Origin of the sequence: Dactylosporangium sp. CA-052675 (assembly GCF_050947935.1) — a bacterium.
Lineage (GTDB): Bacteria > Actinomycetota > Actinomycetes > Mycobacteriales > Micromonosporaceae > Dactylosporangium.
Genome location: NZ_CP192010.1, coordinates 7,819,834 through 7,838,828, shown reverse-complemented (window position 1 = coordinate 7,838,828; position 18,995 = coordinate 7,819,834). Strand labels below are relative to the sequence as shown.

Annotated in this window: 11 protein-coding genes; 10 read left to right on the top strand and 1 reads right to left on the bottom strand. The window is 73.4% G+C overall.

Going from position 1 to position 18,995, the window contains the following annotated elements; genetic code table 11:
* The first annotated feature begins 11 nt into the window (after positions 1–11).
* The 10 genes from ACQP1P_RS34825 (at position 12) to fxsT (ending at position 18,520) form a co-directional block, all read left to right on the top strand.
* The gene (locus ACQP1P_RS34825) at positions 12–2,063 is read left to right on the top strand and encodes an alpha/beta fold hydrolase (protein ID WP_433077547.1); all 2,052 of its coding nucleotides are present in this window, start codon (positions 12–14) and stop codon (positions 2,061–2,063) included.
* Between the two features lies 1 nt (position 2,064).
* Complete coding sequence (locus ACQP1P_RS34820; RefSeq protein ID WP_433077545.1) at positions 2,065–3,204, top strand: nucleotide disphospho-sugar-binding domain-containing protein; 1,140 nt, start codon at positions 2,065–2,067, stop codon at positions 3,202–3,204.
* A 26-nt stretch (positions 3,205–3,230) separates the two neighbouring features.
* Complete coding sequence (locus tag ACQP1P_RS34815; protein ID WP_433090223.1) at positions 3,231–3,959, top strand: ABC transporter ATP-binding protein; 729 nt, start codon at positions 3,231–3,233, stop codon at positions 3,957–3,959.
* A 1-nt stretch (position 3,960) separates the two neighbouring features.
* A complete protein-coding gene (locus ACQP1P_RS34810; protein WP_433077543.1) occupies positions 3,961–6,375 on the top strand; it encodes an FtsX-like permease family protein in 2,415 nt (804 codons plus the stop codon).
* A 10-nt stretch (positions 6,376–6,385) separates the two neighbouring features.
* The gene (locus ACQP1P_RS34805) at positions 6,386–7,492 is read left to right on the top strand and encodes a sensor histidine kinase (RefSeq protein ID WP_433077541.1); all 1,107 of its coding nucleotides are present in this window, start codon (positions 6,386–6,388) and stop codon (positions 7,490–7,492) included.
* Positions 7,489–8,151: a response regulator transcription factor gene (locus tag ACQP1P_RS34800; protein ID WP_433077539.1), complete on the top strand. Its 663-nt coding sequence runs from the start codon at positions 7,489–7,491 to the stop codon at positions 8,149–8,151. Before ACQP1P_RS34805 ends, ACQP1P_RS34800 begins: the two co-directional genes overlap by 4 nt.
* A 193-nt stretch (positions 8,152–8,344) precedes the next feature.
* Positions 8,345–11,902: a choice-of-anchor D domain-containing protein gene (locus ACQP1P_RS34795; protein WP_433077537.1), complete on the top strand. Its 3,558-nt coding sequence runs from the start codon at positions 8,345–8,347 to the stop codon at positions 11,900–11,902.
* A 110-nt stretch (positions 11,903–12,012) separates the two neighbouring features.
* Positions 12,013–13,215 (top strand): ROK family protein, encoded by a 1,203-nt coding sequence (locus ACQP1P_RS34790; protein ID WP_433077535.1) that lies wholly within the window; start codon positions 12,013–12,015, stop codon positions 13,213–13,215.
* A 140-nt stretch (positions 13,216–13,355) separates the two neighbouring features.
* Positions 13,356–14,579, top strand: coding sequence for a TIR-like protein FxsC (locus tag ACQP1P_RS34785; RefSeq protein ID WP_433077533.1), 1,224 nt, complete (start codon positions 13,356–13,358; stop codon positions 14,577–14,579).
* A gap of 8 nt (positions 14,580–14,587) precedes the next feature.
* Positions 14,588–18,520, top strand: coding sequence for an FxSxx-COOH system tetratricopeptide repeat protein (fxsT, locus tag ACQP1P_RS34780; RefSeq protein ID WP_433077531.1), 3,933 nt, complete (start codon positions 14,588–14,590; stop codon positions 18,518–18,520).
* A 133-nt stretch (positions 18,521–18,653) separates the two neighbouring features.
* On the opposite strand, the gene ACQP1P_RS34775 is transcribed toward fxsT, so the two are convergent.
* Positions 18,654–18,851 (bottom strand): hypothetical protein, encoded by a 198-nt coding sequence (locus ACQP1P_RS34775; RefSeq protein WP_433077529.1) that lies wholly within the window; start codon positions 18,849–18,851, stop codon positions 18,654–18,656.
* Between the last annotated feature and the right edge of the window lie 144 nt (positions 18,852–18,995).

Here is an 18,995-nt window from a genome sequence, read left to right as displayed (position 1 = left end):
ATCGTCGTAGTGTGCTCACGCTCAGTGACTCCGAACTGGTGCTCGACACCGCCCGCGGGCCGGTCGCGGCGCTGCACATGCCGCCGCCCGCCGAGGCGGACCGGAACGCGGCCGTCGTGCTGTGCGCCGGGGTGGTCGGCTCCAAGGAGGACTTCGTGCCCGTGCTGCCGGCGCTCGCCGCCGCCGGGTACCACGCCTACGCCTACGACTACCACGGCCACTACGCGCGGCTCGACGGCGAGTCGCCCGAGGCGCACACCATCGCCAGGCACGCCGAGGACCTGGTGGCCGTGCTCGCCGGCGCCGGGCGGCCCGTGCACCTCGTCGGGCACTCCTACGGCGGGTTCGTCGCCCGCGCCGCCGCGCTCGCCCGGCCCGACCTGCTGCTGTCCGTCACGCTCATCGGGGCCGGGCCGGGGATGGACGGATCCCGGCACCGCAAGCTGCTCTGCGGCTTCGACAAGACCCTCGCGCTGCAGGGCCCGGCCGTCATGTGGCCCGTCGTGCGGCGGCTGGTGCCCGAGCGGGAGGTCGACCGGCGGGAGTTCTGGCGCCGCCGGCTCGACGGGATGCGCCTGGCCTTCCTGCACGGGGCACTGCGCTCGCTCACCGCCGAGCCGGACCGCGGCGCCGACCTGCGCGCCACGCGGCTGCCGGTGCTGCTCATGCACGGGTACCGCGACCAGCGCCTCTGGTCCGCCCAGGACTTCGCCGGCTACGCGCAGCGGCTCGGGGCCGAACTCGAGATCATCCCGGACGCGTCGCACAGCCCCAACCTGGAGCAGCCCGAGCGCACGGTCGCGGCGCTGCTGCGGTTCTGGGCCGGGGCCGAGCGCCGCCAAGGCGAGCGGCTCTTCCTCGACCTGGTCCGGCCACGGGCGCTCGCCGAGCCGTACGCCCACTACCGCACCCTGCGCGAGCGCACCCCCGTGCTGCGCATCGAGCTGCCCGGCAAGGCCGCCGCGGTGGTGCTCAGCCGGCACGCCGACGTGGCCCGCCTGCTGCAGGAGCCGATCTTCGCCAGCCCCGGCGAGGACCCGGCCCGGCTCACCCCCAACTGGCGCGACGTGCGGCTCATCCGCTGCCTGTACCAGTCGTTCGGCTGGCGCGAGGGGGCCGCGCACAGCGAGCTGCGCGCCGCCCTGGCCCGCCGGCTCGTCCCGCGCCGCGCCGAGGAGCTGCGCGAGCACACGATCGGCACCGCCGAGGCCTGCCTGGACCGGCTGGGGGAGCGGCTGGCCGACGGCGGGACGGTCAACCTCGCCGAGGCGCTCGCGGTGCCCTTCGCCTCGCTCGTCACCGGGCGGCTGCTGGAGATCCCCGACGCGGACGCGCTGCGGCTGGGGGAGGCGGCCCGGGTCGCGTCGGCGGCGTTCGAGCCGTTCATGACGCCCCGGCAGCGCACCGGGATGGCCGCGGCCGGGGACGAGATCATCGACGCGCTCGAGGCCCTCGCCGCCGAGCGGGAGACCGGGCTGCTGGCCACGGTGCGGGGGCTGCGGCCCGACCTCGGCGAGCAGTACCTCGGCGACCTGGTCCTGCTCTTCGGGGCCGGCTACGACTCGCCGGCGAGCCTGGTGTCGCTCGGGGCGCGGCTGCTGCTGTCGTACCCCGACGAGGCCGCCCTGGTCCGCGGCGGCGACGAGGCCCAGGCCGAGCGGGCGGTCGAGGAGATCCTGCGCTACGAGCCGCCGGTGCAGGTGGCGGTCCGCATCGCCGTGGCGCCCGCCCGCTTCGGCGACGTCGAGGTGGCGCCCGGCATGGCGGTGCTCGGGCTCGTCGGGGCGGCGAACCGGGACCCGGCGTACGTCGGCAAGCCCGACCGCTTCGACGTGCTGCGCAAGCCCGGCCGCGCGGCGCTGAGCTTCGGCGCCGGCCGGCACTTCTGCCCGGGCGCGGCGCTGGCCCGGCTGCACGCCCAGGTGCTCTTCCCGCGCCTGCTGCGCCGGTTCCCCGCGCTGCGCATCGCCGGTCCGGTCCGCTACCGGGCGCCCGGCACCATGCTGCGCGGCATCGAGGACCTGCCGGTGACGTTGTCGGCGCCCGAACGACCGGAGGACTGACATGCGCGTGCTGTTCACCATGAACCCGGCCCCGGGCCACCTGTTCTCGATGGTGCCGCTGGCCTGGGCCCTGCACCTGCGCGGCGACCAGGTGCTCGTCGCCGTCCCGCAGCCGCTGCACCAGCAGGTGCGCCGGGCCGGGCTCACCGCGGCCGTGGTCGGCGGGGACGCCTCGTTCTTCGAGCTGTGGCCGTCCGGCGTCGGTCTCGGCGGGAACGAGGAGCTCGACCTGGACGTGTTCGTCGCCCTCGCCGAGCGCACCCGCGACGATATCGACGCGCTCGTGCGCGCCTGGCGGCCGGACCTCGTCGTGACCGAGCCGGTCGAGTACGCCGGGCCGCTCGCGGCCACGCGCGCCGGGGTGCCCTGGGTGCTGCAGCACTGGGGGCTGCCGGTCCCCGAGCCGGTGCACCGCGCCGCGCTGGCCAAGGTCGAGCCGCGACTGTCCGGCTTGTACGGCGGGGTCACGGTCGACCCGCCCGCGCTCACCGTCGACACCTGCCCGCCGAGCCTCGGCGCCGTGCGGGGCGGGACGCCGATGCGCTATGTGCCGTACAACGCCGCCTGCACCATCCCCGACTGGCTGCTGGAGACCCCGGACCGGCCGCGGGTCTGCGTGTCGATGGGCACCGTGCCGATCCCGGAGGGGGTCGACGGCCTCACCGCCGCCGTGCTCGGCCTGCGCGAGCTCGACGTGGAGGTGGTGGTCTCCGGCGCCGGGGTGCACAACCTCGGCGGGCTGCCCGGCGGGGTGCGCCGCATCGGCTGGATCCCGCACAACCAGCTGCTGCCCGGCTGCGCGCTGTTCGTGCACCACGGCGGCTCGGGCAGCTCGATGGCGGCCCTGACCGCCGGCCGCCCGCAGCTGCTCATGCCGCAGATGTGCGACCAGTTCGCGATCGCCGAACGGCTCACGGCCGCGGGCGCGGCCCGCGCGGTGCCGTTCGCCGAGCGCTGCGCCGAGGCCGTGCGCATCGAGGCGGCCAAGCTGCTCTCCGACGACGGCTACCACGTGCGCGCGGCCGCGCTGGCCGCCGAGATCGCCGCGATGCCGTCCCCGTCCGCCGTGGCCGATCTGATCGCCCGTACTGCTCAGGTAGTACGACCTCGCGTGGACGACGGGCGGCCCGTGCGCGCCTAGCGTCACGGACTGTGACGAACAACGGGATGGGACGGGTGGCGGTCCGGGCCGCCGACGTGGTGAAGGTGTACGGCAGCGGCGACACCGCGGTGCGCGCGCTCGACGGGGTCGGGGCCGAGTTCGCGGCCGGGGAGTTCACCGCCGTGATGGGGCCCTCCGGCTCCGGCAAGTCGACGCTCATGCACTGCCTGGCCGGGCTCGACACGGTCGACGGCGGGTCGGTGCGCATCGGCGGGACCGAGATCACGGGGCTGTCCGACCGGGCCCTCACCCGGCTGCGGCGGGAGCGGATCGGGTTCGTGTTCCAGTCGTTCAACCTGCTGCCGACACTGACCGCCGAGCAGAACATCACGCTGCCGCTCGACCTCGCCGGGCGCCGGCCGGACCCGGGCTGGCTGCGCGAGCTCGTGACCACGCTCGGCCTCGCCGATCGGCTGCGGCACCGGCCCTCCGAGCTCTCCGGCGGCCAGCAGCAGCGGGTCGCGTGCGCGCGGGCGCTGCTGAGCCGGCCCGACGTGGTGTTCGCCGACGAGCCGACCGGCAACCTCGACTCCCGCACCGGGGCCGGGCTGCTGGAGTTCCTGCGCCGCAGCGTGCGCGAGCTCGGCCAGACCATCGTCATGGTCACGCACGACCCGGTCGCGGCCGGGCACGCCGATCGCGCGGTCCTGCTCGCCGACGGGCGGATCGTCGAGGAGATCCACCGGCCGAGCCCCGACGCGGTCCTGGCGGGCCTGCGCCGGCTGGGAGGCTGACGTGCTGCGCACCGCGCTCGCCGGGCTGCGGGTCCGGCGGCTCGTCCCGACCCTGGTCGCCGTCGTGCTCGCGGTCGCCTTCGTGGCGGGGACCCTCATCTACCGGGACACGGCGCAGGCGGCGCTCTACGACGAGTACGCCCGCGCCGCCCGCAACGTCGGCGCCGCCGTCACGGCCCGGGACGACACGCGGCTGGAGCCGTCCGCCCTGGACCGGGCACGGGCCGACGCCGGGGTGGCCGAGGCCGACGGGCGCCGGGCCGAGCGGCTGCCGCTGCTGGACCGGCGGGGGCGGCTCGTCACCGACGTCGGGCAGCCCGGCTACGGCATCAACGCCGGCGCCGTCGCGCGGCTGCGGCCCTTCGACGTGCGCGCCGGGCGGGTGCCGGCGACCGGCGGGGAGGCGGCGCTGGACACCCGTACGGCCGGACGCATCGGCGTCGCCGTCGGGGACGACATCACCGTGGTCGGCGCGGGGGAGCGGCGGCAGCAGCTGCGGGTCGTCGGCCTGGTCGAGGTCACCGGCTTCCGCGGCGGCCGCACGTCCACGGTGGTGGTCACCGACGCCGAGCTGACCCGGCTGACCGGCGCGGACGGCTACCGCGAGGTCGTCGCCGCGCTGAGGCCGGGCGCCGACGCGGCCGCCGTGCGCGACCGGCTCGGGGCCGGGCTCGACGCGCGGGCGCGCACCGGCATCCAGCTGCGCGACGACCTGGCCAGGGCGGCCTCCGGGCAGCTCGGCGGGCTGCTCGTCGGCATCGGGCTCTTCGCGCTGGTGGCCGTGCTCGTCGCCGGCTTCGTCATCGTCAACACGTTCAGCATCCTCATGGCCCAGCGGCTGCGCGAGACGGCGCTGCTGCGCTGCGTCGGCGCCGGGCGCGGGCAGGTGTTCCGGCTCGTGCTGGCCGAGGCCGGGCTCGTCGGCCTGGCCGGCGCGGCGCTCGGCACCGGCCTCGGCGTGCTCGTCGCGCTGCTGATGTCCCGGCTCTCCCCGCGGCTCGGGCTCCCGGCCGGGGACGTGGTGCTGACCCCGCTGCCGCTGCTGGCGGGGCCGGCGCTCGGCCTGCTGGTCACCGCCGGCGCCGCGGTCGCCCCGGCGCTGCGCGCGTCGCGGGTCCGGCCGATGGCGGCGCTGCGGGCCGCGGTGCCCGAGTCCGGCTCGATGCGGCGGATCATGCTGGTGCCGGCCGCGCTCGCCGCGCTGGCCGGCACCGCGCTCACCGTCGCCGGGCTGCGCGGCACCGGCGGTGCGCTGGAGGCGATGACGCTGGTCATGCTCGGCGGCATCGGCAACTTCGCGGCCCTGCTGCTGCTCATGCCCCGGCTCGTCGGGCCGGTCGTGCGCGCGCTCGGCTGGCTGCCGGCGCGGCTGTTCGGGGTGCCGGCGAGGATGGCCACCGCGAACGCGGCCCGCCACCCGGCGCGGACGGCGGCCACGACCGCGACGCTGCTCATCGGGGTCGGCCTGATGGCCGGCGGCGGGACCGTCGCGGCCACCGCCAACCGGACCGCCGAGGCGCAGCTCAACAAGGCCTTCCCGGTCGACTACCTGCTGACGCCCGCGGTGCCCGGCGAGCTGGTGCCTGCCGGGGTGGCGGGGGAGGTGCGGGCCGCGGGCTTCCCGGTGGCCGCGCCGGTCAAGCAGGGGCAGGCCGGCGACGTGCTGGTCGGGACCGTCGGCGCCGGGGCAGAGGTGTTCGCGGCCGACGTGCGACCCGGCACCGCCGTCGTCCCGGCCGCCGGGCAGGTGCGCGCCACCGCCGGCTCGACCATCGAGCTCGTGGCCGGGGACCGCCGGCTGCGGCTGACCGTGGCCGCGGTCGTGCAGAGCTCGAGCCTCGTCGGCGACGCGGTGATCGCCGAGGCCGACTTCGCCACGCTGTTCCCGGACGTGCGCGACGACGGCCTGGTGCTGGTGAAGGCCGCGCCCGGGCTGTCGGCCGCGGCCGCGCGGCAGCGGCTCGACGAGACCCTGGCCGCGCACCCGCTGGTGCAGGTGGCGGACCTGGCCGAGGTGCGCGACGAGCGCGACGCCGAGATCGGCCAGATGCTCGCGATCATCGCCGCGCTGCTGGCCTTCGCGCTGGTCATCGCGGTGATCGGGATCGGCAACACGCTCTCGCTGTCGGTGCTGGAGCGGGCCCGGGAGTCGTGGCTGGTGCGCGCGCTCGGCCTGACCCGCGGGCAGCTGCGGGCCACGCTGCTGACCGAGGCCCTGCTCATGGCCCTGGCCGGGGCGTTGGGCGGGGTGGCGTTCGGCGTGCTCTACGGGTGGCTCGCGACGAAGGCGGCGTTCGGGGCGGTGCACCCGTTGCTGAGCGTGCCCTTCGGCCAGCTGGCCGGCTTCGTCGGGCTCGCGGCCGCCGCGGCGGTGCTCGCCGCGGTCCTGCCCGCCCGCCGCGCGGCCCGTGCCTAGGCTGGTCGGCGTGAGGGCGAGACTGTTCGACATCGGGGTCACGGCGTGCGTGCTCGCGCTGCTGTACCTCGAGCGCGGTTTCGCCCGCCCGCCCCTGCTCGCCGCCATCCTGGTCGCGATGGCGCTCGCGCTGCTGTTCCGCCGCGCCTTCCCGGTGACCGTCGCCCTGGTCGTCTGCGGGCTGGCCGTCGCGCAGCTCGCGGTGCGCCCGGCGGTGCGGATGGTGGACGTGGCCGCGCTCATCGCCATGTACTCCGTGGTGAAGTACCAGCCGCGTCTGGTGTGGGGCATCGTGGCCGGCGCCGGCGCGGGCATCGGTGTGCTGCTGGCCGCGTTCGCCGAGCAGCACAACTCCGGCAACTTCTGGACCGTGTTCGCCGTCCTGGGCGCGATCACGGTCGCCGCGTGGGTCACCGCGTTCTCGGTGCGCACCCGCCTGCTCTACGTCGCCTCGCTCGAGGAGCGGGCCGCGACCCTGCAGCGCGAGCGCGACCACCTCGCCCGGCTCACCGCCGCCGACGAGCGGGCCGCCATCGCGCGGGAGCTGCACGACGTCATCGCCCACGGGCTGAGCGTCATGATCGTGCAGGCGGACGGGGCGGCGTACACCCTGGACCCCTCGGCGACCCAGGCGCGGCAGGCCCTCGACACCATCGCGGCGACGGGCCGCGACGCGCTCACCGACATGCGCCGGGTGCTCGCGCTGCTGCGCGGGCCCGTGGAGGCCGACCGGCGGCGCGTGGGCCTGGCCGACGTGGCCGAGCTCGCGGCCGCCTCGGGGCTGAACCTGCGGGTGGAGGGCGAGGCGGGGCCGCTCGGCGCGGCGGAGGAGCTGACCGCGTACCGGATCGTGCAGGAGTCGATGACGAACACGCTGCGCCACGCGGGGGCCGGGGCGACGTTGACGGTACGGCTGCAGCGCGGCGACGGCCGCCTCACGATCACGGCCACGGACGACGGCACCGGCTCCGACCGCTCCGACGCCTCCGGCGAGCCCGGGCACGGGCTGGTCGGGATGCGGGAGCGGGTGACGATGCACGGCGGGACGTTCGCGGCGGGGCCCCGATCCGGCGGCGGCTGGGAGGTCAGGGCCGTGATCCCGGTGCGGACCGCATGATCGACGTCGTGATCGTGGACGACCAGGAGCTCGTGCGGGCCGGGTTCCGGATGATCCTGTCCGCCCAGCCCGACATGACCGTCGCGGGCGAGGCCGGCGACGGGGCGCAGGCGCTGCGGCTGCTGCGCGACACCCCGGCCGACGTCGTCGTCATGGACATCCGCATGCCGGTCATGGACGGGGTGGCCGCGACCGCCGAGCTCGCCCGCCGGCCGGACGGGCCCCGGGTGCTCGTGCTGACCACCTTCGACACCGACGAGGACGCCTTCGCCGCGCTGCGGGCCGGGGCGAGCGGGTTCCTGCTCAAGAACGCGCCCCCGGCCGACCTGCTGGCGGCGATCCGGGTCGTCGCGGCCGGCGACGCGGTGGTGGCCCCCAGCGTGACCCGCCGCCTGCTCGACCGCTTCGTCGTGCCCGGCCCCGTCGTGGCGAAGGTGCCGCCCGGGGTCCGGCTCGACCTGCTGACCGACCGGGAGCGGCAGGTGCTGCTGCTGGTCGCCGAGGGGCTGTCGAACCTGGAGATCGGCGAGCGGTTGCGGGTGGCCGAGACGACGGTCAAGACTCATGTCGGGCGGGTGCTGACCAAACTCGGCCTGCGCGACCGTGTGCAGCTCGTCGTGCTGGCCTACGAGACGGGCCTGGTCCGGCCCGGCGGATGACGTCTGATCGTCAATCTCTTGCGAAGATGCGTCTGGATATTGCGCGCTCGTGTCGCTGGGGTTACCGTCCCTGTTGCACCGACCAAACCGCCGACCGGTGCATCCCCCGTTCAGCCCGCGCACTGCTCCCAGGCCCCCGCGCCGCCAACCGAGGGCCCGGCCGTGCGCCCGGCTCGTCGAAAGTTGGCACCCCATGCGCATTCCCAGATTCAGGCCCAGAGCCCGCACCGCGACCCTCGTCGCCGGTGCCGCTCTGGCCGCGGCCGGCGCCGTCGTGTACGTCGCGTCCCCGGCCCTCGCGGCCGCGACCGGCGGCGTGGGCGCGACCCTGCCCTACGTCGAGGTCCAGGCCGAGAACGCCTCGACCAACGGCACCGTGATCGGGCCCAGCGCGGCCTACAACACGCTGCCCTCCGAGGCCTCCTACCGCAAGGCCGTCACGCTGCAGGGGCAGGGCAAGTACGTCGAGTTCACCACCCCGGTGGCGACCAACTCGCTCGTCTTTCGCTACAGCATCCCGGACACCGGCAGCGGCTCGGTCTACACGGCGCCGCTCTCGCTCTACATCAACGGGACCCGCAGCACGAACTTCACCCTGACCAACGCCTACAGCTGGTACTACGGCGGCTACCCGTTCACCAACCAGCCGGGCAGCAACGCGCACCACTTCTACGACGAGGTCAACCGCCTCTTCCCGACGACCTACCCGGCCGGCACCAAGTTCAAGCTGCAGGTCGACTCGGACTCCACCGCCTCGTCGTACACCATCGACTTCGCCGACTTCGAGAACGTCGGCGCCGCGCTGTCCCAGCCCGCCGGCTCGGTCTCGATCACGAGCAAGGGCGCGGACCCGACCGGCGTGCAGGACTCGACCGCCGCGATGAACGCGGCGATCGCCTCGGCCGGCTCCGGCGGCACCGTGTGGATCCCCGAGGGCACGTTCAAGATCCTCGGGCACATCGCCGTCAACAACATCACCATCAAGGGCGCCGGCATGTGGCGCTCCCGCACCACCGGCGACCGCATCGGCTTCTACGGCAACTACGCCCCGACGCCGAGCACCAACGTGCACCTGTCGGACTTCGCGATCTTCGGCAACGTCCAGGAGCGCAACGACGGCGACCAGGTCAACGGCATCGGCGGCGCGCTCACCAACTCCACCGTCGACCGGGTCTGGATCGAGCACACCAAGGTCGGCGCCTGGATGGACGGGCCGTTCGACAAGCTGGTGATGAGCGGGCTGCGGCTGCGCAACTTCACCGCCGACGGCGTGAACTTCCACAACGGCGTCACCAACTCCAAGGTCACCAACTCCGACGTGCGCAACGCCGGCGACGACGGCCTGGCGATGTGGGCCGAGCAGAACGCCGACGCGAACAACTCGTTCGACCACAACACGGTGCAGTACCCGATCCTGGCCAACGGCATCGCGATCTACGGCGGCCACGACAACTTCGTGACCGACAACCGCGTCGTGGACTCCGGCCTCTCGCAGGGCGGCGGCATCCACGTCGCGCAGCGCTTCGCCTCCACCCAGCTGGGCCGCACCGACGTGCTGCGCAACACGATCATCCGCTCCGGCAGCCTCGACCCGAACTGGCAGTTCGGCGTCGGCGCGCTGTGGTTCGACGCCCGTGACGGCGGCATGACCGGCCTGACGAACGTCGACAACATCCTCATCCAGCAGAGCCCGTTCGAGGCCATCCAGTTCGTCTCCGGCTCGAACATCTCCAACGTGAAGATCAACAACGCGACGATCCAGAACACCGGCACCTGGGCGATCCAGGAGCAGGTCGGCGGCGCCGCGACGATCAGCAACTCCAGCGCCACCGGCGTGCAGGCCCCGGCCGCGATCTACAACTGCGGCGTCGGCTTCACCCTCACCGACGGCGGCGGCAACAGCGGCCTGTCCGGCACCGGGTGCACCAACATCTCGAATCCGGCCTTCCCGCCGTACCTGCCCGACAACGGCTCGAGCATCAACATCAGCCCGAGCGCGGTCGGCTTCGGCTCGGTCGTCACCGGCTCGACCAGCGCCGCCCAGACGGTCACGGTCACCAACTCCGGCAGCGGCGCGGCCCCGGTCGGCACGATCGCGGTCAGCGGCGACTTCGCCCAGACCAACACCTGCGGCAGCAGCATCGCCGCCGGCGCCTCCTGCACCGTGAGCGTCACGTTCAAGCCCACGGTCGCCGGCGCGCGCACCGGCACCCTCACCGTCACCGCCTCGGGCATCACCAACACCGTGCCGCTGTCCGGCACCGGCGTCGCCCCGGGCCCGATCGTGAACGCCAACCCGGGCAGCCTCAGCTTCGGCGGTACCGTCGTGGGCACGTCGTCGGCGACCCAGACCGTCACGCTGAACAACTCGGGCACCACCGCGGCGAGCGTCTCCGGCATCGCCACCTCCGGCGACTTCAGCCAGACCAACACCTGCGGCAGCAGCATCGCCGTGGGCGCGTCCTGCACCGTGACCGTCAAGTTCACCCCGACGGCCTCGGGCTCGCGCAGCGGCTCGCTGACCGTCACCAGCAACGCCAACAACAGCCCGGCCACCGTGGGCCTCTCCGGCTCCGGCATCGGCACCGACACCAACATCGCGCTGAACAAGACCGCCACCGCGAGCAGCCAGGTCAACGGCGCCCAGGCGCCGAACACGGCCACCGACGGCAACGCGGCCACCTACTGGGAGAGCGCCAACAACGCCTTCCCGCAGTGGATCCAGGTCGACCTCGGCGCGGCGAGCAGCATCGGCAAGGTCACCCTGAAGCTGCCGCCGGACACCGCGTGGGCCACCCGCACGCAGACGCTGTCGATCACCGGCAGCACCGACGGCACCAACTTCAGCACCCTGTCGGCGTCGGCCGGGCGCACCTTCAACCCGGCGTCGGGCAACGCCGTCGCGATCACGGTGCCGGCGACGAACGTCCGCTACGTGCGGGTGAACGTCACCGCCAACACCGGCTGGCCGGCGGCGCAGCTGTCGGAGCTCGAGGTCTACCCGAGCGGCGGCGGCACGGTCAACGCGCCCGTCCTCAGCGTGAGCCCGTCGTCGCTGTCGTACGCCACCCAGGCCCTCAACACCACGAGCGCCGCGCAGTCGGTCACCATCACCAACACCGGCACCGCGGCGGCCACGGTCTCCGGGGTCAGCGTCTCCGGTGACTTCGCCCAGACCAACACGTGCGGCTCGATCGCCGTCGGCGCCTCGTGCTCCGTCAGCGTGACCTTCCGCCCGACGGCCTCGGGCACCCGCACCGGCACGCTCACGCTCACCAGCAACGCCAACAACAGCCCGACGACCGTCGCGCTGAGCGGCACGGGCGCCGGCAGCTCGCCGACGGACCTGGCCCAGGGCAAGGCGACCAGCGAGTCCAGCCACAACGACGTGTACCCGTCGGGCAACGTGGTCGACAACAACCAGAACACCTACTGGGAGAGCGCCAACAACGCCTTCCCGCAGTGGGTGCAGGTCGACCTCGGCTCGGCGCAGAGCGCGTCGCGGGTCGTGCTGCAGCTGCCCGCCGGCTGGGGTGCGCGCACCCAGCGCATCCAGCTGCAGGGCAGCACCAACGGCTCGTCGTTCACGGAGCTCAAGGCGGCGGCGGACTACAGCTTCACGCCGGGCGCCAACAACACCGTGACGATCACGTTCACGGCGAGCACGCAGCGGTACTTCCGCGTGACGTTCACGTCCAACTCGGGCTGGCCGGCCGGTCAGCTCTCCACCTTCCAGGTCTGGAACAGCTAGTCAGCAAGGGTTTCGGGCGCCGCCGGGTCCACGGGCCCGGCGGCGCTCACGCTTCTGGGGTTCAGTAAGGCCTTGACATAACTAGTGACGGCCATGCAGGATTACGCGCCGTGGCGGCCCAGCAGACGCACCCCCGCGACCTGTGGCGACGCCTGAGCGGCACCGCCCGACGGGTCGCCGAGACGCTGCGCCTCTACGGGCCTCGCACCCGCGCCGAGCTCGTCACCCTCAGCGGCCTGTCCCGCCCCACGGTCTCGGCCGTGCTCACCGACCTCGGCGGCGCCGGGCTCGTCAGCGAGAAGGTCGGCGCCGCGGCCCGCCCGGTCGGCGGCCGCCCCGCCTCCGTGGTCCAGCTGACCCGCCGCGCCGGCATCGCCGTCGGCGCCGACATCGGCCGCCGCCACGTGCGGGTCGCCGTCGCCGACCTCGGCCACGCGGTGATCGCCGAGCGCGGCTCCCGCACCGACTTCGACATCGACGACCGCCCCGCCGACGCCCTCGAGCTCGCCGTGGTCCTCGTCGACGCGGCGCTGGGCGACATCGGCGCGACCCGCGACGACGTCGTCGGCGTCGGCCTGGGGGTGCCCGCCCCGATCACCCGCGACTGGCGCATCGGCTCGCCCCCGATGCTGCCGGGCTGGGCCGACCTGCGCCCCGCCGACGAGCTCAACGCGCGCCTGGGTCTGCCCGTGCGGGTGGACAACGACGCGAACCTGGCCGCCCTGGGCGAATACGTCTGGGGCGCCGGCCGCGGCTGCACCGACCTCGTCTACGTCAAGCTCGCCACGGGCATCGGCGCCGGGATCGTCCTGGACGGCCGGCTCTACCGCGGCGCGGCCGGCACCGCGGGCGAGCTCGGCCACGTGACGCTGGACGCGCGGGGCGCGGTGTGCCGGTGCGGCAACCGCGGCTGCGTCGAGCTCGCGGTGGGCGGCCGGGCCTTGCTGGCCAACGCGCGGCAGAGCCACCCGGAGCTGCTCGACCTCGGCGGCCTCATCGAGTACGCGCACGCCGGCGACCCCGGCTGCCGCCGCCTCATCATCGACGCGGGGACGCAGCTCGGATACGCGCTGGGCAACCTCGTGAACCTCATCAACCCGCAGCGCGTCCTGCTCGGCGACGAGCTCGGGGCCGCGACCGACCTGCTGCGCGAGCCGCTGCAGCGCGGCCTGGCCGAGACCGCCCTGGCCGCCGCGGCGGAGGCGGTCGAGGTCGTGCAGAGCACGCTGACGCCGCGCGCGGCCGCCCTCGGCGCGGTGGCCCTGGCCCTGGGCATCGACACCGTGCCCTTCGCCGCCGCCGACCAGAGCTAGCCGGCGGCGCACGGCAGCCGGAACGGCTCGGCGATTGGGACGATTACGCCCACCCCCGATCCGGCAGGGCTGTTCCCAGGCATGTTGATCTATATACTGAATGCCTTGGGGGTCGGTTTCTTCATGCCCGCGGAGGACGTGTGCTGTATTTTTTTCTCAGCTACGCCCGCGGCCCGGACGACGTGTTCGTCAGAAAGTTCTACAACGACCTCTGCAACGAGGTGCGCGCGCACGCGGGCGTCGGGCACGACGTCGAGGTCGGCTTCCTGGACAACCACAACATCGAGCCCGGCCAGCACTGGCCCCAGGCCCTCGTGGACGCGATCGCCGACTGTTCCTGTTTTCTCGCGCTCTATTCCCCGGCGTACTTCCTGAGCCGCCCCTGCGGCAAGGAATGGAAACTGTTCGAGCAGCGATCGCGCGGCTCGGATTACGACGAGAGCCAGCGCATCCAGGGCCTGATCCCGATCGTCTGGCTGCCCCCGCGGGAGCTCCCGCCCGAGGTCCAGGCCGTGCACTACGACCTCGACGTGGCCGACGAGGACTACCGCCGCCGCGGCCTGCGGCAACTGCTGCGATTACAGCGCAATCGCGACGCGTACCTGGAGTTCCTGTCCAACATCGCCGAGCGCATCGTCACCGCGGCCCGCACCCCGCCCCCGCGCGGCTCGGTGCACCAGGACTTCGCGCAGACGGAGAGCGCCTTCCACCTCAGCCGGCTCGGCCTGGAGGACAGTGGCGAACTGCCCGCCCGGTTCGGCACCGGGCAGATGATCCATTTCGTGGTCGCCGCGCCGACCCGCGCGGAGGCGGAGACGATCGAGCGCGACGGCGCCTTCTACGGGGCCGATGCGCTGGAGTGGTCGCCGTTCGGCCCCGGGCAGCCGCAGCCGCTGCGGGAGTACGCGCAGAAGGTCGCCTCGGACGCCGGCTTCGAGTCGATGTTCACCGGCCTCGACCGGCTCGCCGACCGCGTGAAGATGGCGCAGCAGTACAACCACATCGTCGTGCTGCTCGTGGACCCCTGGAGCGCCGATGTCGCCGCGCACCGAGAGCGGCTCCTGGAGATCGACCATCTGCGCGATCACGTGTCGGCGATGCTCGTGGTCATGAGCGCCACCGACCCGCAGACCCAGGCCAACAGCCCCCGGCTGGTCGAGCTCATGCACGACACCCTCGGCAACAACGAGCGCCGCCTCGGCGAGGTGCTCTCCCGCCGCAGCGTGCTCACCTGGCCGTCGTTCGAGGCCGACCTGGCGGCGGTGCTGGCCGAGGCCCGCAACCGGCTCGTCGCCGACGGGCGGATCTCGCGGCGGCCACCCCCCGGCGACTACCCCCCGCGCCCCATCCTCGAAGGACCGTAGGAGGCACGATGACCGCGACAGAACATGCGCCGGCCGGGTCCGGCCAGATCGTGACCTTCTACTCGTACAAGGGCGGCTCCGGCCGCACCATGACGATGGCGAACGTGGCCTGGATCCTCGCCAGCAACGGCTACCGGGTGCTCGTGGTCGACTGGGACCTGGAGTCGCCGGGCCTGCACCGGTACTTCCACCCGTTCCTGCTGGACAAGGAGCTGCGCAACTCCCCGGGCGTCATCGAGATGCTCACCGGCTTCGTCACCGCCGCGCTGCAGCCCGACCGCGACGAGGACCCCGGCTGGATCGACGCCCAGGCCCAGGTGCTCGACCACGCCGTGTCGCTGGAGTGGCGCTTCCCCGGCAAGGGCGGCGTCGACCTGCTGCCGTCGGGCCGGCAGACCCGCTCCTACGCCGCGGCGGTCAGCACCTTCGACTGGCCGAAGTTCTACGACCGGCTGCCCGGCGCCGCGTTCATCGACGCGCTCGCGCGCAACATGCGCCAGCACTACGACTACATCCTCGTCGACAGCCGCACGGGCCTGAGCGACGCGGCCGGCGTCTGTACCGTGCTGCTGCCCGACGTCGTCGTCAACTGCTTCACCCTGAGCATCCAGAGCGTCGACGGCGCCGTCGCGGTCAGCGAGTCGATCCGCCATCAGCGCCGCGGCCGCCCGCTGCGCTTCCTGCCGGCCCTGATGCGGGTCGAGGACGCCGAGCAGCTGAAGCTCGAGATCGGCCGCGACTACGCCCGGCGCCGCTTCCGGCCGTTCCTCGAGCACGCCAGCCCGGACGAGGCGAACCGGTACTGGGGCGACGTCGAGGTGCCGTACAAGCCGTACTTCGCCTACGAGGAGATCCTCGCGACCTTCGCCGAGCGCCCGCGCCTGGAGACCTCGCTGCTGGCCGCGTTCGAGCGGCTCGTCGGCGTGCTCACCGACGGGGCCGTGCGCGAGATGCCCGCCATGGACGAGTCCGAGCGGCGGCGCTGGCTGCAGAAGTTCGAGCGGCCCCGGCCCAGCAGCGCCTCGGACGTGCTCATCAGCTACGCCGCCGTCGACCGGATGTGGGCGGAGTGGATTCAGCAGCGGCTCGTCGACATCGACATGCGGGTGACGCTGCTGGACATCGACTCGGTCACCGGGCCGCACTTCGTCAGCGAGCTGGAGCGGCGGCTGGCCACCGTCGGGCGCACCCTGGTGCTGCTGTCGAAGGACTACGTGTCCTCGCCGCAGGCCGCCCCGCTGTGGGCGCTGCTGGACGCCCGCAGCTCGGCCGGGACGCCCGCGGTGGTGCCGATCCGGCTGGACAGCACCCGGATCACGCCGCCGTTCACCGAGCGGCTGCCGGCCGAGTTGGCCAACCAGCCGCGCGAGCGGGCCCACGAGGCCCTCCTGGGCGCGCTGGGCGTGCCGCTGCACGCGGGCGTCGGCGAGCCGGAGGAGACCGGGCCGCGCTTCCCGGGCGTGCTCCCGCCGATCTGGAACGTGCCCCAGCGCAACCCCGGCTTCACCGGCCGCCGCGACACCCTCGAGCAGCTGCGCGACCGGCTCTCGGCGAGCGTCACGGTCGTCGTGCCGCAGGCCCTCTACGGCCTCGGCGGCGTGGGCAAGACGCAGGTGGCGATCGAGTACGCGTACCGCTTCGCCGCCGACTACGACCTCGTCTGGTGGATCTCCGCCGAGCAGGTGTCCCAGGTCCGCTCCGCCCTCGGCGAGCTGGCCCGGGAGCTGCGCCTGCAGGAGGCGGACACCCTCGGCGAGAGCGTCCGGATGGTCCGCGACGCGCTGCGCCAGGGCCGCCCCGGGCGCTGGCTGCTGATCTTCGACAACGTCGGCGACCCCGAGACGATCCGCGAGTTCATCCCGCAGGGCCCCGGCCACGTGTTACTGACCTCGCGCAACCAGGAGTGGACGCAGGACGCCCAGGTCGTGGAGATCACGACGTTCAGCCGGGCCGAGAGCATCACGTTCCTGACCCGCCGGGTGATCGGCCTCGCGGTCGCCGACGCCGACGCCGTGGCCAACCGCCTCGGCGACCTGCCGCTCGCGATCGAGCAGGCGGCGGCGTGGCTCTCGGAGACCGGCATGCCGGTGACGCGGTACCTCGAGCTGCTGGACACCCAGCCGCTGCGCATCCTCGACGAGAACCCGCCCGTCGGCTACGACCGCTCGACCGCCGCGACCTGGCAGCTGTCGCTGGAGCAGCTGCGCAAGCAGTCCCCGGCCGCGGCCAAGCTGCTGGAGATCTGCGCCTTCTTCGCGCCCGAGCCGATCCCGACGCGGCTGCTCTACACCCCGCGCTTCACCCAGCCCCTGCTGGCCTACGACCCGGCGCTGCACGACCCGATCCGCCAGGGCCGCCTGATCCGCCAGATCGGGCGCTACGCCCTCGCGTCGGTCGACTCCGGCCAGACCATCATGCAGATCCACCGCCTGGTGCAGGCGGTCATCCAGGACAGCCTCACCCCCCAGGAGCGCGAGGACAACCGCCGCCACGTCTACCAGGTGCTGGCGACGGCCGAACGCTCCGACCCCGACGAGGTGGCGAGCTGGCCGGCGTACGCCCGGCTCCTGCCGCACGTGCGGGGTTCGAAGGCGAACCACTCCTCGGACATGCAGGTGCGCCTGTTCGTCGTGGACGTGGTGCGCTACCTGTGGTCCCGCGGCGACTTCTCCAGCAGCCAGGAGCTGGCCGAGGAGACCGTCGAGATCTGGCGCGGCGATCCGCGCATCGGCGAGGACCAGGTGACGCTGCTGCTGGACTTCCACCTCGGCAACGCGCTGCGCTCGCAGGCGATGTTCGACCGGGCGCTGGACATCGACCAGCGGGCGCTCGAACGGCTCAAGGAGACGGTGGAGGAGGAGGACGACCCGTACATCGTCATGACGGCGGGCGGCGTGGCGGCCGACCTGCGGGCGCTGGGCCGCTTTGAGGAGGCCCGCGACCTGGCCGAGGAGACCTACGACCGGGCGCAGCGCACCTTCGGCGAGGACCACGACCGCACGCTGATGGCCGCCAACAACGTCGCGGTCTCGCTGCGGCTGGTCGGGGACTTCAACGGCGCCGCCAACTACGACGAGGACACCCTCTCCCGCCGCCGCCGCGTCTTCGGTGAACGCAGCCTCAACACCCTGTTCGCGGCGAACAATTACGCGCACGATCTGCGGGCCATCGGCCGGTTCACGGACTCCCGCGAACTGCTCGAGACGACGCTCAAGTCATACCGCGCGCTGCTGGGCGACTCGGCCCCGGCGACCCTGCGCGCGGCGAAGAACATGGCGGTGACGCTGCGCAAGCTCGGCGACATCCGGGCCGCGCGCCAATTGACCGGCGACACCCTGCAGCGATATCGGGACATCCACGGGGAGGAGCACCCGGATACGCTGTCCTGCCTCATGAACGCCGCGTTCGAGGAGTCGGCGCTGGGCAACGGGGAGGCGGCCGAGCGCATCGCGCGGCAGGTGCTGTCCGGCTACGAGAGCCTGTACGACGAGCGGCACCCGTTCCGCCTGGCGGCCCTGAACAATCTCGCGATCTTCGTTCGCGTCAACGGCTCGGCGCGCGATGCCCGCGTCCTGTCGGAGCAGGCCACGGAGCTGTTCGAGCAGTCGCTGGGCGGCGAGCACCCGTACACGTTGTCGAGCCGGATCAACCTGGCCAATGCGCTGGTCGACCTCGGCGACTTGCAGGGTGCCCGCGAGATCGAAGAGAGCGTCAAGCCGGCCTTCGAGCGGGTGCTCGGCGTCGACAATCCCGACACGCTCGCGGCGGCGGCCAACCTGATCGTCAGCCGCCGTCAGACCGGCGACGTGGCCGGCGCGGACGAACTGCTGCAGGTGACGCTCGACCGCAGTGTGCGCCGGCTGGGGGAGGACCACCCCAACACGCTCTCGGTCCGGGACGGACGCCGGCTCAACTGCGACATCTCGCCGCCGCCGACGTAAGAGCGGGAGACCGGGCCCGGGCGCAGGGCGTGGGACAGGGCCTGGTTCGAGCGTTCCGCGGAACCTCGTTCCAGGCCTCGGTCATGCGCTGGGTTGGGCGAGGCCGTCCGGCATCGGCCGGGCGGCATGCCGGCTACAGGGCGGACTGAAAAGCGGAGACCGTGAGCAGATCCCGCTCGCGTGGGTCGAACAGCCGCCGCATCACGCTGTCGAGCGTTGACGCGGTCGGCGCATCGGGCTCGGCGATGAGCGTCCGCAACCTCACCGTCGCGAGGTCCAGTAATCCGCTCTGAACCTCGTCGCCCCCGGCGACCCCGCCCGGCTTGTCCATGCTTCCACCTTGAAATAGGAGAGTGCTGCGGGTTATGGCCAGAATGCGTGATCCACTGTTTAGTTGACCTCGGGCGCAAGCGACTGGGGTCACCGGAGCAGGATGAAGTCGACTCCGCAGTCGCAGCCTTGCGGAAGCTGACAT

What these genes read in the sequence shown, in the direction of transcription:
- ACQP1P_RS34820 (WP_433077545.1), top strand. Translation starts at nt 2,065, where the DNA reads ATGCGCGTGCTGTTCACCATGAACCCGGCCCCGGGCCACCTGTTCTCG.
- ACQP1P_RS34815 (WP_433090223.1), top strand. Translation starts at nt 3,231, where the DNA reads ATGGGACGGGTGGCGGTCCGGGCCGCCGACGTGGTGAAGGTGTACGGC.
- ACQP1P_RS34800 (WP_433077539.1), top strand. Translation starts at nt 7,489, where the DNA reads ATGATCGACGTCGTGATCGTGGACGACCAGGAGCTCGTGCGGGCCGGG.
- ACQP1P_RS34795 (WP_433077537.1), top strand. Translation starts at nt 8,345, where the DNA reads ATGCGCATTCCCAGATTCAGGCCCAGAGCCCGCACCGCGACCCTCGTC.
- fxsT (WP_433077531.1), top strand. Translation starts at nt 14,588, where the DNA reads ATGACCGCGACAGAACATGCGCCGGCCGGGTCCGGCCAGATCGTGACC.
- ACQP1P_RS34775 (WP_433077529.1), bottom strand. Translation starts at nt 18,851, where the DNA reads ATGGACAAGCCGGGCGGGGTCGCCGGGGGCGACGAGGTTCAGAGCGGA.